This window comes from Pseudalgibacter alginicilyticus (genome assembly GCF_001310225.1).
GTDB classification, from domain to species: Bacteria; Bacteroidota; Bacteroidia; order Flavobacteriales; family Flavobacteriaceae; genus Pseudalgibacter; species Pseudalgibacter alginicilyticus.
Genome location: NZ_CP012898.1, coordinates 2734855 through 2750292, shown reverse-complemented (window position 1 = coordinate 2750292; position 15438 = coordinate 2734855). Strand labels below are relative to the sequence as shown.

The 15438-nt window shown below is 31.0% G+C and carries 6 protein-coding genes; 5 read left to right on the top strand and 1 reads right to left on the bottom strand.

The features are described 5' to 3' along the window. Positions 1 to 5: 5 nt before the first annotated feature. Complete coding sequence (locus APS56_RS11355; RefSeq protein ID WP_054728183.1) at positions 6 to 4136, bottom strand: hybrid sensor histidine kinase/response regulator transcription factor; 4131 nt, start codon at positions 4134 to 4136, stop codon at positions 6 to 8. A 174-nt stretch (positions 4137 to 4310) separates the two neighbouring features. On the opposite strand from APS56_RS11355, the gene APS56_RS11350 reads away from it, so the two are divergent. The 5 genes from APS56_RS11350 (at position 4311) to lacZ (ending at position 15243) form a co-directional block, all read left to right on the top strand. Then, entirely contained in the window at positions 4311 to 5690 is a 1380-nt protein-coding gene (locus APS56_RS11350; RefSeq protein ID WP_054728181.1) for a SusF/SusE family outer membrane protein, read from the top strand. An 88-nt stretch (positions 5691 to 5778) separates the two neighbouring features. Next, positions 5779 to 8814, top strand: coding sequence for a SusC/RagA family TonB-linked outer membrane protein (locus APS56_RS11345; RefSeq protein ID WP_054728179.1), 3036 nt, complete (start codon positions 5779 to 5781; stop codon positions 8812 to 8814). 17 nt (positions 8815 to 8831) lie between these two features. Further along, entirely contained in the window at positions 8832 to 10340 is a 1509-nt protein-coding gene (locus APS56_RS11340) for a RagB/SusD family nutrient uptake outer membrane protein (protein ID WP_054728177.1), read from the top strand. A gap of 93 nt (positions 10341 to 10433) precedes the next feature. Further along, positions 10434 to 12023, top strand: a complete 1590-nt coding sequence (locus tag APS56_RS11335; RefSeq protein ID WP_054728175.1) for a glycoside hydrolase — start codon at positions 10434 to 10436, stop codon at positions 12021 to 12023. A 49-nt stretch (positions 12024 to 12072) separates the two neighbouring features. Next, the gene (lacZ, locus tag APS56_RS11330; protein WP_054728172.1) at positions 12073 to 15243 is read left to right on the top strand and encodes a beta-galactosidase, LacZ type; all 3171 of its coding nucleotides are present in this window, start codon (positions 12073 to 12075) and stop codon (positions 15241 to 15243) included. Positions 15244 to 15438: the final 195 nt, after the last annotated feature.

Sequence of the window (15438 nt, the reverse complement as noted above, 5' to 3'; positions counted from 1 at the left end):
CGTTTTTAAATTTTGTTATTTCTTTTTGCCTCTTTGTATTTTGATGGTGTAATACCAAATTGCTTTTTAAAACTAAGCCTAAAGTATTTAATATCGTTAAACCCTGAATCAAAAGCTGCTTGCGAAACATTTACATTATTTTGAAGTAATAAGTTTGCAGCTTTATTTAACCGAACTTTTTTTATATAACTATTTATTGAAGCACCTGTTACTGCTTTAACTTTTCTATAAAGAGACGATCTACTAAAACCTAATTCTTTTGCAATTTCTGGAATTAAAATATCATCACCATTCTGTTTTTCAAGAACTAATTTTTCTAATTTTTTTAGGAACTTATCTTCAACATTTTCATACTTATCTGTTATAAATATTGAATTATCCTTTATTGATTCACTATAAAAATTAATTATCTTTTTTCTATTCTCAAACAAATTATCAATTCTAGCTAATAAAAATTTCGAATCAAAAGGTTTTGTAATATAATCATCGGCACCAATTTCTGCGCCTTCTAATTTATCTGCATCTCCCAATTTAGCTGTTAATAGTATAATTGGTACATGACTTGTTTTTTCAGAGTTTTTTAGTTCTTTACATAAGTCCATTCCAGATTTTTCTGGCATCATAACGTCCGAAATAATTAAATCTGGTATTATTTCAAATGCTCTTTCTACTCCAATTTTCCCATTTATTGCGGATACCACTTTAAATCTTTTAGACAAAATTTCACTTAAATAGTTTATTATATCTTTATTGTCATCTACAACAAGAACCACCTTGTCGTGCTTATTAATATTAAAATCCACAAGTGGTTCCTGCATAATATCAGAAGTATCAATAAATGGTTTTTTTATAACAAAATCTTTAGAATCAACAAATTCAACATTTTTTATTTTTGTAAAATGCTCTTTATTTTTAAATAATTCAATTTTAAAACAAGAACCTTTCCCTATTATACTTTCAACTAAAATTTGACCACCGTGTAGGTCCATTAACTTTTTACATAAAGCTAAGCCTATACCTGTGCCTTCAATAGAATTAGGGTTATCCTTATGATAGTACAAATTAAAAATAGAGTCAAGTGATTCTTGTTTAATTCCTAAACCTGTATCTGAAATTTCAAGTAAAATAGTATCTGAATCTTCTTGAACAGATATAGTAATTTCACCGCCTTTAGGCGTATATTTAAAAGCATTTGATAACAAGTTAAAAATTACGAGTTGTATTTTTTTATAATCAAACCAAGCATGGTAATCTTTGTCTATTTCAGTATTAAATTTAATTTCTTTTTCAACAGCATAAAATTTAAAATTGCTTAAAACTTCTTTCAAAAAATTAGTGAAATTATAGTAACCAACTTCTAAATGGTTATGTTCAGATTCAGATTTTCTAAATTCAAGCATTTTATTAATAAGTTCTAATAAAATTTGAGAATTTCTTTTAATCAATTCTAATTTACTTGTGTTTTCATTTTTTCTCCCTTCGCTAAGTATGTCGGTAATAGGACCTAATATTAAAGTTAAAGGTGTTCTAAGTTCATGTGAAAAATTTGTGAAAAATCTAAATCGTTCTTTATTTAAATCTTTTTCTTGTTCTCTTAAAATTTGAGTATAATAAAGTGAATTTTGAAGTTTAATTTGATCTGCATAATATTTTAAAAAAATAAAAATAATACATGATATACTTATAATATACACTAAAATAGCTTGCCAGGTTAACCAAAATGGTGGTTGAATAATTATTTTAAGTTGGGTTATTTGCTCATTACTATTTTCTGTATCATGAGCTAATTTTACTTTAAAAATATAGGAACCGTGTGATAAGTTTCTGTATGTTGCCGATGTGTTATCTCCTACTTTATTCCAATGCGTATCATAGTTTTCTAAAATATATTCATAGTTGATTCCTTTTGAACTTGGAAAGTTAAGTGCAGCATATTCAATTGTTATAACATCTTGATCATGATTTAATTCAATCTCATTTGTTTTAGAAAGACTTTGTTTTAAAGGGGTTTCATTAACTTCACTACTTACCTCAATAGATTTATTAAATAATTTGAAATCTGTAAATATAATTTTTAAGGGGTTAAAGTCTTTATAAATTTCATCAGGATAAAAAACATTTAATCCGTTAATACCTCCAAAAACAGCATAGCCATTTTTTGAAATAAATCCAGAATTATCGTTAAATGAACCTATTCTTACACCATTTGCAGAAACAAAACTATCAAACGTTTCCTTTTCAATATTAAATAAGTTTACTCCATCATTTGTACTTAATAGTAATTTTGTTTTAGACTCTACAACTATGGCTTTAACCGTGTTATTAGAAAGACCATTATTTTCTGTATATTGTTTTATCTTTCTATTTTTTAAATTGAAATGTATTAGGCCTTTAAATCGTGTAGCAATCCATAAATCTTCTTCAGAAACACATTCAATATCAAACACAATATGTGCCTTAAGGTTATCATACTCTGGATATGTTTCAATTATATTTTTTTCATAATTAAACGATAAAATTCCATTTCCAAAAGTGCCAATCCATAAGTTTCCATTTAAATCTTCAGTTATAGCTCTAATATCTAACCAACCTACTTCAGATATAAAAGTAAAATCATCTGTTTCAGGCCTATAAACATGTAATCCACCACCATTGGTTCCAATCCAAATGCGCTTTTTGCTATCTTCAAAAATTACACGGATATCATTACTATTTAAGTTTCTATTTGAAAGCCCTTTTTTATAGTGTTTGAAGTTTTTTGTTCCTGATTTCATTACATTTAAGCCCCCTGCATAAGTTCCAATCCATAAATTACCATTACTATCAAAACAAGAACTTAAAATGGCATTATCACTAATAGAATTTTTGTCTAAAGGATCTGACAAAAAGTATGCTATGTTATTAGTAAATGGATTGAATTTATACAAACCGCCCCCATCTGTTCCTACCCATATATTATTATTAATATCTTCAGTAATTCCCCAAGTGCTTTTGGTACTTGATTTACTATCGTCTTTAGCCAGATTGTTGTAAAATCGAAAGTTCTCGCCTTTGGGGTTAACAATATTAACTCCCAATAAATGAGTTCCTATCCATATATTATTCTGATTATCTTGATAAAAAGAACTAATCGAGCGGTAATTAACACTATCATCAAAATTATTTGGCAAGTAATTAACAAAAATATGCTTCTCTTTTTTAGAAAGGATTTCTTTTCTATTACCTTTTATAATTCCAGCATTTCGGGTTCCTAACCAAATAGCACCATCATTATCCTCAAAAATGCTTAAAATGTCGTTATCTGAAAATGTAGTAGATTTTTCAGAATTAATTTTAAAAAACTCATCCTTTTTTGTGTTGTAAATTGTTAAACCTGCATTGGTTCCAATCCATAAATAATCTTCAGCATCTAAATATAAAGCATTAATGCCTCCTGAAGAAGTTATTTGATTAAGGCCGTAACTAAAATTTGTTACTTTGTCTGACTCTAAATTAATTTTATTCAAGCCGTCTTTCCAATTGCCAACCCACAAAATACTATCATTTTGTATTTGAAGAGATGATATTAAGTTTGAAGAAATACCAGAGTAGTCTCCTTGCTTATAGTTCTGTATAAATTTTCCATTTTTTAAAATATTTACCCCACCTCCATAAGTACCAATAATGTATTCTCCGTTTCGTCTTTCAACCATGGATGTAATACTGTTATGGCTAAGACCACTATTTCCATTAGCTAAATAAACTTCAAATAATTCTGTACTAATATCAAACATATTTAATCCTTGATCTGTCATAATCCACAAATCACCCTTACTATCAACAAATAAAGATTGAATGAAATTATTAGAAATTGAATTTTTGTTTTCTATGGAATGTCTAAATATTTTATAATTTTCACCATCAAATCTACATAAGCCATCGTTAGTAGCAATCCAAATATGTCCAACAGAGTCTTGAACAATAGCATTAACAATATTATTTGGTAGACCATCTTCTACTGAAATTGTATTGAATTTTAATTTTGGCGGCAATTTATCTTGAGCAAATAAATTGACATTAATTACTAATAATGTAATTAATGTTATTTTTTTACCAACTATTATGAAAAAATTAATTATAAATTTCGAATTACTCAATACTTCAATTTTTTTTTATTAAAAACCACAAATCTAATTCAATAATAGCAATTTCAGCGAAATAACCACTAATTTGAGCAAATAGCACCTTATTTTTGAGCAAATTTCACCTCTAGCTAAACATACAATATCATTAGTTTTATCCTATTAAATTTCTAAACTAAATTTTTTAAAATGATAACTAAACAATCCTTACGGATATTTTTATCCACTGTATTTTTTTCATTTTTTATTTTTTTATCATGCGATGATGATAATGAAATAAATGATGCTACAAATCCTAATTTTTCTAATTTAATAACGAGTATCAGCTCGGCTCCCGGATTAGAGTTCATTTTTGAAGGAACCATTTCTGATGATAATGGTATTGAAAACATAAACATTAATTACGATAATTGGTATGTAGACAAAAACATCACATTTGACGAACCTTTAAAAGAATATAACTTAAATTATAAATTTTTAGTACCTGAAGAAGAAGAACCAAATAGTTCACATACTATAAAAATTTCAGCTACAGATATTGCAGGAAACATTACAACTTATGATGTAATTGTATCTTTAGATTATGACACGACATTGCCGCAAGTAGCTTTTATATCGCCAATTAGCGGCTCTTCTAATACTGTTGGTGATTTAGTTGAATTAAACATAGCTTTTTCTGATAATAAAGTGCTTGATTCTATTATTGTAAAAACTGAAAGCTTAGATTATGAAGTTAAGTTAAAAATGCCAGATAATACTCTTAACTACAACTTTACTGATTCAGTTGAAATACCTTTAACAGGAATATCTGGTGCAATTGAGTTTACTGCTACTGGTATTGATAAAACGGGAAATACTACCACAGTATACTCCACAATTCTTGTTGGCGAAAAAGATGAAATATTCAATATGTATGCTGTTGGCACTTCTACATGGTATGAATGGGACCCTAGCAAAGCAACTGAAATGTGGAAAAATCCAGATAATAATGATTGGTTTGTTTTAGAGTTTTACTATACCATGGGTAATGGTGTAAAATTCATTGGTCAACTAGATTGGGAACCTAATAATTGGGGTACAGATCCAAACGACAGTTCTAAAATCATTAATTCACAAGACAGTGGTACTATTGAATTTCCTGAAGAAGGCTACTATCATGTAGAATTTAACCCTTATACACTGGAATATACTTACGAAAAAATGGAAGTAGATGTTGATGTAAAAGAAAATATGTATTTAATGGGTAATGGATTTGCTGGGTATGATTTAGATTGGAACCCTGCTGATGCCATTCCTATGGAAAAAGATAGTAACGGAAATCCCTATGTTTTTACAATTAATGTTGAAATAACAGAAGATACTTCATTAAAATTTATTGGACAAACAGATGGTTGGTCGCCTTTTGATTGTGGTTTTGAAGTTGGTGGAGAAACTATTTTACCCGTAAATTATATTAAATGTAAAACAGGAGATGGATCACAAGATCTTAAATTTAAGAATCAAGCAGGAACATACACCATCACGTTCGACTACTTTTTATTAAGAGCAACTATTCACCAATACAATTAGACTTTAATATCCTATTTCGAAAACATCAAGTATTTTCGAAATAGGATATTAAAAAAATAAAAAATAAATAAAACTAAATCATACATTTATGAAGCTAATAAAAACATTCCCTTCTTTAATTTTGAGTATATTTTTACTCATAGGAGGTTCAATATTCGCTCAAGAAAAACAAATAACTGGAACAGTAAGTTCAAGCGGAGAGCCAATGCCTGGTGTTACCGTTTTATTAAAAGGGACATCAAAAGGCGTTGTAACAGATTTTGACGGAAATTTTTCTATTTCTGCAAACAATACAGACACTTTAGTTTTTTCATATATAGGTTTTTTATCTCAAGAAGTTATTATAGGAAACGCATCTACAATAAATGTTTCTTTATTAGAAAGTACAGAAGAATTAAATGAAGTTGTATTAATAGGTTATGGATCTATAAAAAAGAAAGATTTAACGAGTGCCATTTCAACCGTTAAAGGAGATGAACTCTCAAAAAGAGTTGTCTCCAATATTCAAGATGCCCTATCAGGGCAATTACCAGGTGTTCAGGTATCTTCAAACGGCGGTAAACCTGGAGCTTCTTCAACAATTACTATCCGTGGTATTTCAACTTTAGGAGACAATACACCTTTATATGTCGTTGATGATGTACCATTAGATGATATTAACTTTTTATCACCTCAAGATATTGAAAGTGTTCAGGTTTTAAAAGACGCATCTGCTTCAGCAATATTTGGTTCTAGGGCTTCAAACGGAGTTGTCATAATTCGAACTAAACAAGCTAAAACAAATAAAGTAATTGTTTCTTTTGATGCTTATACAGGTATACAATCTGTAGCAAAAAATCCAAATTTAGCTAGCGCTACCGAGTATGCTAATATTTTAAATGCTGCAAGTTTAAATGATGGTGGAAATTTAATTTATTCCGATCCAGAATCTTTAGGCAATGGAACCAATTGGTGGAATGAAATTACACAAAGTACAGCAATTTACAACGCCAATTTATCTATTGCAAAAGCCACTGAAGACATTAAAATATCATCAAGTATTTCTTACCAAGATCAAGAAGGTATTGTAAAAGGAAGTGATTTTAATAGGGTTACTGCTCGTTTAAATACCGAATACAAGTTAAGCGATAAAATTACCATTGGAGAAAACTTTACATTTGCTAACTCAAAAACTGAAAACGGACCAGACTTAGTGTGGAACGCCCATAGATTGGAACCTGTTACAAGCCCATATTTAGCTACCTATGAAAGAGAAGGGCTAAATGAGTACAGCATTTTTTCTCCAACTATTACAGATGTCCCAAATGCAATAGGACAATTAGCAAGAACTTATAACGATACTGAATACTCTAGAGCAGTAGGAAACTTCTATGTAAATTTGGAAGTCCTTAATGGACTTAGCTTTAAATCTCAATTTAGTATTTATTATAGTGCGTGGGAAAACAATTGGTTTTCTCCAGATTATTATATAGAAGAAAATGACAAATTAGAAGTAAATGCTGTTGGAAGAACTCATAATAATAAATTAAATACAACTTGGAATAATACTGTTAACTACAATAAAGAAATAGGCAATCATAGCTTTAATCTTTTAGGTGGTGTTATTTTAGAATCTCAAACAGAAAAAACACTAAGTGGCACAGGTGAAAACATACCCAGTAACCACCCAGATTTAAGATATCTTGATGCTGCAACTGAAGGCTTTATCACTACAGGAAATAATGAAAAATACAGCTTAATATCCTATATAGGACGTGGAAACTACTCTTACAAAAGTAAATATTTACTAACAGCCACGGTAAGGGCAGATGGCTCAAGCATTTTTCCTAACGGCAACAAATGGGGCATATTCCCTTCTGTATCTGGAGCTTGGGTAGCCTCTAATGAAGATTTTATGCAGGATATATCCTGGATTAATTTATTAAAAACCCGTGTAGGATGGGGCCAAATTGGAAATGACAACAGAAATTCTATTCCGGCAAATGCAAAACTAACCACCATAGGCGACGAGTACTATACCTTAGGTGACAATCAAGATATTGTTTTAGGAACAGCTCCTGAAAACGTAGGCAACCCGTCAATTCAATGGGAAACAGTAGAGGATTTAAATTTTGGTATTGATTTAGGGCTCTTTAACAACAGTTTAAATTTAAATTTTGATGTTTATAAAAGAACCACTCACGATATGTTAATGGCCAAAAGCATTCCTGCATACTTAGGCTCAGGATACGACTCTCAATGGGCTAATGTTGGTAGCTTTGAAACAAAAGGTTTCGATTTAGGTATAACTTACAAAAAACAAATTAATAAATTGAAATCTTCATTTACACTAAATTTATCAAGTTACAATGCTAAAGTAGTTGAATTAGCAGATGGAGAAGCTATATGGAGTGGAAATCATCAACGCTTAAATAGCTTAACATACACGGCAGAAGGTCAAACTCCTGGTTTATTTTATGGTTTTGTAACAGATGGCATATTCCAAAATCAAACAGAAATTAATAGCCATTCTGATAACTCGGGGAATATTATTCAACCTTATGCACAGCCAGGTGATTTTAGATTTAAAGATTTAAATGGTGATGGAACTTTAGATGATGATGACAGAGAAGTTATTGGAGACCCTACTCCAGATTTTTCTTTTGGATTTAATATGCAATTCAATTACGACAATTTTGACTTAAGCGCTTTGTTTACAGGTAAATATGGAAATGATATGTTAAATGCCTTAAACCCATATTTAATGAGTGGCAGTGGCACTTATAACTCGTATGCTGGTTTATTAGATAAAGCATGGAGTGGAGAAGGTTCTACAAACTCTCAACCTCGTTTATCAAATGATGATCCAAATCAAAACTTTAGATATTCTGACTACTATATTGAAGACGGATCATTTATTAGACTCACTAATTTACAATTAGGCTATACATTAAATGATAACATTATTAAAAGCTTAGGCTTTACAAGAGCCCGAATTTATATGAGTGGTGAAAACTTATTTACTTTAACGTCCTTTAGTGGTTTAGACCCAGATATTAGTGGATCAGCTACAGAAAGTGGTATTGATTGGGGACACTACCCCTTACCAAAAACTTTTAATATTGGTGTTAACTTATCGTTTTAATTTTAAAAATGTACACAATGAAAATTATTAAATATATACTATTTCTTTTTATAGGTTCTAACATCATTTCTTGTTCAGACTATATAGATAACGAAATAACAGGAAAACAAAATTTAGATACATACTACTCTAATTATACCGAAAGCAATAAGGCTATCTTGGGCTGTTATGCTTCTTTAAGTCCACAAGACTGGTGGGAAACAGATTTCTTTTGGTTAGTTGGAGATATTTGCTCTGATGATGCGTTTAAAGGAAATTCTAATGAAGGCGACCAAAGAGATTTTGGAAACTTAGCCGATTTTAACATTACATCCTCAAACGAATGGTTAGATAGTAAGTGGAGGTATACCTACCAAGGAATATTTAGAACCAACCTTGCTATTGCAAGAATTCCAGAAGCTCCAATTACAGATGAAGAAATAAATGCTCTTGTATCAGAAGCCAAGTTTTTACGTGCCGTTTTTTATTTTGAATTAGTAAAAAATTGGGGAGGAGTTCCTTTACTAACAGAGCCAATATCTGTAAGCGACGCAAACCTAGAAAGAGCTACAGAAGCCGAAGTTTGGGCACTAATTGAAAGCGATTTAAATGATGCCTTAAATTATTTACCTTTAAAATCAGAACAAGCTTCAGCAGACAAAGGAAGAGCTACCAAAGGAGCCGCCATTGCTTATTTGGCAAAAGCAGCACTGTATCAAAAAAATTATATAGATGCTCAAAATTTAGCCAATGAAGTAATTATCTCTAATGAATATAATTTAAACGATGCATTTCAAGATGTATGGAGCGTAGCAAACCCAAATGGCAATGGTTCCATCTTCGAAATCCAAAACTCATATAATGACCTTTATGACACTGGTAATGCTCTACCCGTGTTAACTCGAAGTAGAGCTGATGGAGGTTGGGGATTTGCCACTCCAAGTAGTCATTTAGATAATTTTATGGGAGATGACCCTAGACGAGATTATACCATCATAAAAGAAGGTGACTATGTCAACGAAGAATATCCTTCATACAATACGCAACCATCCGAAAATATGTCTGGAAGAATTAATAGAAAATACTTTTTAAATTCTGAAGATCGTCCTGAAAAATCTGAACATAAAAGATCACCTTTAAACCATATTTTATTAAGATATGCCGATTTATTATTAATGCATGCAGAAGCAGCATATTATAATTCAGACGAAAACTCTGCATTAATTTCATTAAACAAAGTTAGAGCTAGAGTTGGATTAGACGACATCTCAGCCACCGGACAAGGTTTAATTACAGCTATATATAACGAAAGAAGAATGGAATTAGCCATGGAAGGACACCGTTACTATGATTTAAAAAGAAGTGATAGATTAACTGATGCCATGAATAATTTCATGAATTACAATTTATATGAAAGTACAGATGAATATGATGCGGGAAATGACGAAGGTAAGTATTATAAAGAAGAAGCACACACTTTATTTCCTATACCAATATCTGAAATTAATTTATCTCAGGGACGAATAACACAAAACCCTGAATACTAAAAATTAGTATAAAAGATGTTTGTATTTATCATATAAACATCTTTTATATCAAACAAACAAAACTACTATTTATAACACTCATTACTAAAAAGTATGAAAAATAAGAATCTTTATAATGTATTAGCAATTTTATTATTGCTAGTATTAAGCATCGCGGCATGTTCCAACTCAAATGATGATTTATCGGATGGTGGCGGAACATCTTCAGATTATCTAACCATCACATTAAAACCTTCAACTGTTTATCAAACCATACACAGTTTTGGGGCTTCCGATGCTTGGAGTACACAATTTGTTGGAAAAAACTGGCCTTTAGCAAAACGAAATCAAATCGCTGATTATTTATTTAGTTCTGAAACTGATGATAACGGACAACCAAAAGGTATTGGTTTAAGCACTTGGCGTTTTAATATTGGTGGAGGTAGCGATGTACAAGGAAGTGATAGCGGTATAAGCGATGAATGGCGTAGAGCTGAATCATTCTTAACTTCTAGTGGTTATAATTGGGATGCGCAAGAAGGCCAACGTTGGTTTTTGCAAGCAGCAAAAGAAAGAGGTGTTAATGAGTTTACTGCCTTTTCAAACAGCCCTCCAATTGTACTTACTAAAAATGGAAAAGCTCATTCTTCTGGCGGTTCTTCAGCCAACCTTGATGCCGCTAATTATAATAGTTATGCCGATTTTTTAGCCAATGTTATTGAAAACATTAGAGACAATGAAGGCATTACTTTTAACTATATTTCTCCTTTTAATGAACCCCAATGGGATTGGACAGGCGGACAAGAAGGTACTCCTTGGTTAAATTCTGAAATAGCAGCTATTACTAAAATTTTAGATTCTAAAATTGAAAGCAAAAATTTAAATACTAAAATTGAAATAGCAGAATCTGCACAATTAAACTACCTATACGAAGATTCTAATAAAAGTGGAAGAGGTTCTCACATTCAAGAATTTTTTGATGCAAGTTCCTCCAATTACGTGGGAGACTTAAACAATATTGCACATAAAATTTGTGGTCATAGCTATTATACAACCTCTGGAAACACCACTTTAATTAATACCCGCCAAGGTGTAAAAGATCAAATTCAACAAACAGATAGTTCTCTTGAATTTTGGATGTCAGAATATTGTCTACTTGAAAATAATTCACAGGTAGAAGGAAATGGTAGAGATTTAGGTATCGACCCCGCTCTCTATTTAGGTAAAGTTATTCATACTGATTTAACTGTTGCGAATGCAAGCTCATGGCAATGGTGGATTGCCGTAAGTCCTTATGACTATAAAGATGGTTTAGTTTATATAGACGAAAATAAATTTGATGGTGAAGTATATGATTCTAAATTACTTTGGGCTTTAGGAAACTATTCATACTTTATTAAAGAAGGATATCAAAGAATTAACTTAAACCGATCCGATAATAAATCTATTGAACAATCTATTGATGGCTTATTAGTATCTGCGTATAAAAAACCAGACGATTCAAAATATGTTGTAGTATTAGTAAATCAACGAACCATTGATATTCCAATTAATGTAAAAATTGATGGTAAATCTAATTATTCAGGTAAACTATATCAAACCTCAGCAGAATCAACAGATAATTTATCGCCAAAAGAAAGCATCGATAATTCAACTGTTTGGTCTATTCCAGCACGAAGTATTGTAACTGTTGTTGTAGAATAAATCAATGCTTTTTCATAAAAAATTATAACCAACATTGATACTATAAAAAATGAAACTAACATACATCGCTATACTTTTAATCCTGATAAGTTCGTGTAATAAAAATCATAAATATGCCGATGTTCCTTTTGAAGAACAAGAGGTTCATGATTGGGAAAATCCTGCTGTTTTTGGTATAAATAAAGAACAACCAAGAGCTTACTTCATTCCCTATTTAAACACTAATGATGTAATAACTGATAATGTAAAAAACTCTCCTTTTTATACCTCGTTAAATGGAAATTGGGAATTTAATTTAGCTATTAAACCAGACGACAGACCTTATTATTTCTTTAAAGAAGATTACGATACTTCCGATTGGAAAACCATAAAAGTTCCTGCAAATTGGGAATTAGAAGGTTTTGATGTGCCAATTTACACCAATGTAAAATATCCTCATGAAAAAACACCACCCAAAATTCAAGATCATTATAATCCGGTAGGCTCATATCGCACCTATTTTAATATTGACGCTCTCGGTTCTAAAGACGTTTTTTTACATTTTGGCGCTGTAAGTTCGGCTATGTACGTTTGGGTAAATGGAGAAAAAGTTGGTTATAGCGAAGGGAGTAAAACCCCCGCAGAGTTTAACATTACAAAATACTTAAAGAAAGGTAAAAACCTGTTAGCTGTTGAAGTGTATAGATGGTCAGACGGTAGTTACATAGAAGATCAAGACTTTTGGCGTTTAAGTGGCATTACAAGAGACGTCTATTTGTTAGAAAGAAATAAAACACATATTAAAGATTTCTGGTCGCAAGCAAATTTAGACACTTCTTACAAAAATGGCATTTTTAATGTAGACATTGAATTAGAAAATAAAGCTAATGAAAATTATATTGTTGAAACTATTTTATTAGATAGCAACAAAAAAGAAGTGTATTCAGCATCAAAAAATGTAACGTCTGGAAAAACAACATTAAAATTTAAAAAAAACATTCCAAATGTTCATTTGTGGAATGCAGAAAATCCCTATTTATACCACCTAATTATTCAATTAAAAACAGAAGACAATACTTTAATAGAAACTGTTGGTACCGAAGTTGGATTTAGAAATGTAGTTGTAGAAAATGGACAGCTTTTAGTAAATGGAAAAGCGATATATGTAAAAGGTGTAAACCTTCATGAACATCATGATAGAACTGGTCATTATATAGATGAAGCAACCATGATTAAAGACATTAAAACCATGAAAATGTTTAATATCAACGCTGTGAGAACCTCCCACTACCCTCAACCAGAGTTGTTCTATAAACTATGCAATAAATATGGCTTATACCTGGTTGATGAAGCCAATATAGAGTCTCATGCTATGGGAGCTGAACATCAAGGAAGCTTTGACACAATTCAGCACGTTGCTTATCGTTCAGAATGGAATAACGCGCATTTAGATAGAATAAAAAGAGCCGTTGAAAGAGACAAAAATCATCCATCAATTATTATGTGGTCAATGGGTAATGAATGTGGAAATGGACACGTATTTTTTGAAGCTTATGAGTGGATAAAAAACAGAGACAAAACACGTTTGGTCATGTTCGAACAAGCCGGTTTACAAAGCAACACAGATATTGTTGCTCCCATGTATGCAGGCATTGAAAAATTAGAAGAATATGCACAAAACCATAACGACAGGCCTTATATTTTATGCGAATATGCACATGCCATGGGTAACAGTGTAGGAAACTTAAAAGAATATTGGGATACGATGAAAAAATATCCCGTTTTGCAAGGTGGTTTTATTTGGGATTGGGTAGACCAAGGTTTGATAAAAACAACTGAAGATGGTGAAGAATATTGGGCTTATGGAGGCGATTTTGGTCCAAAAGATGTCCCTTCAGATGGCAACTTCTGTTTAAATGGATTGGTGGATCCAGACAGAACACCTAAACCTGCGTTATTTGAAGTGAAAAAAGTACACCAAAATATTCAATTTAAAGCTATTGATTTAAAAAACGGAAAATTTCAAATTACAAACGAATTTGATTTTACAAATTTAAATGAATATAATTTTTCATATAAAATAATGTCTGATGGAGAAATTGTAGCAAAAGAAAATCTTCCAACTTTAAACCTTGCACCTACAGAATCTGAAATAGTACAAATCACATATCCAGAAATAACAAAATCGGAAGAAGTCATTATAACCATCTCTGCAACCACGAAAAAAGAGAAAAATTTAGTACCTAACAACCACGAAATTGCTTGGGAACAATTTGAAATAAACACTCCAAACAATACTTTTAAACTTGAACAAGCATCAAAAGTAGTAATAGCTAATGATGAAAATTCAATTAAAATAAGTAGTAAAGATTGTAAAGTTGTTTTTGATACATCAACTGGTATAATGACGGAGTTATATTTTGGAGACGCTAACAATATAATCCACGAAAATGTTGGGTTTACACCTAATTTTTGGAGAGCACCAATTGATAACGACTTTGGTAATGATCTTCATAAAAGAAGTAAAGACTGGCGTTACGTAAGTAAAAACAGAACACTTACCAGTATTAATTCTAAAATGGATGGAGCCAATGCCGTTGTAACGGTATACTACGATTTAATTAATGAATTAAACGAAAATATGGGTGCCTTCTCATCCAAGTATACCATAAACGGAAATGGAAAAATATTAGTTGAAAATGAACTAATTAAAGCTAACAACAAGTTACCAGATTTACCTCGAGTTGGTTTAAACATCGTTTTAAATAATAATTTAAACCAAATTAAATGGTATGGAAGAGGGCCACATGAAAGCTATTGGGATAGAAAATCTGGAGCAAAAATTGGCACTTATGAAGGCAGTGTTGCCGATCAATACTGGGCTTATATTAGACCACAAGAAAATGGTAATAAATCAGACACGCGTTGGGTAAGTTTAACCGATGAAACAGGTAAAGGTATTATTATAAAAGGTCTACCTACAATTGATGTAAGTGCGCATCATAACATCATGGAAGATTTTGAATCGTTAGAGAGAACCGATGGGAGACACAGAGATGGAGATACTGTTAAAAATAGGCATACCACCGATGTGGTTCCAAGAGATTTAGTTTCATTAAATATTGATTATAAACAAATGGGTGTTGGTGGAGACAATAGTTGGGGAGCACACACACATCCTGAATATAAATTATCAGATAAAGAATATCGCTATTCTTTTATTCTAACTCAAAAAAAATAACACCACCCAATAACGGGTGTAAATAAAAATTATCAAGGGTTCTACTTTGTTTCAAAGTGGAACCCTTTTTAAATGAAAAAAGTATTTAGTGATTAGAGCTATTTTTCTAATGTTTATTTTGAGTCTCTAAATTCAAACGAATTTGTATAAAATTGATTAAATTCTATATTTACCTTTAAAATTAAAAAGGTTTCA

What these genes read in the sequence shown, in the direction of transcription:
- APS56_RS11350 (WP_054728181.1), top strand. Translation starts at nt 4,311, where the DNA reads ATGATAACTAAACAATCCTTACGGATATTTTTATCCACTGTATTTTTT.
- APS56_RS11340 (WP_054728177.1), top strand. Translation starts at nt 8,832, where the DNA reads ATGAAAATTATTAAATATATACTATTTCTTTTTATAGGTTCTAACATC.
- APS56_RS11335 (WP_054728175.1), top strand. Translation starts at nt 10,434, where the DNA reads ATGAAAAATAAGAATCTTTATAATGTATTAGCAATTTTATTATTGCTA.
- APS56_RS11345 (WP_054728179.1), top strand. Translation starts at nt 5,779, where the DNA reads ATGAAGCTAATAAAAACATTCCCTTCTTTAATTTTGAGTATATTTTTA.
- lacZ (WP_054728172.1), top strand. Translation starts at nt 12,073, where the DNA reads ATGAAACTAACATACATCGCTATACTTTTAATCCTGATAAGTTCGTGT.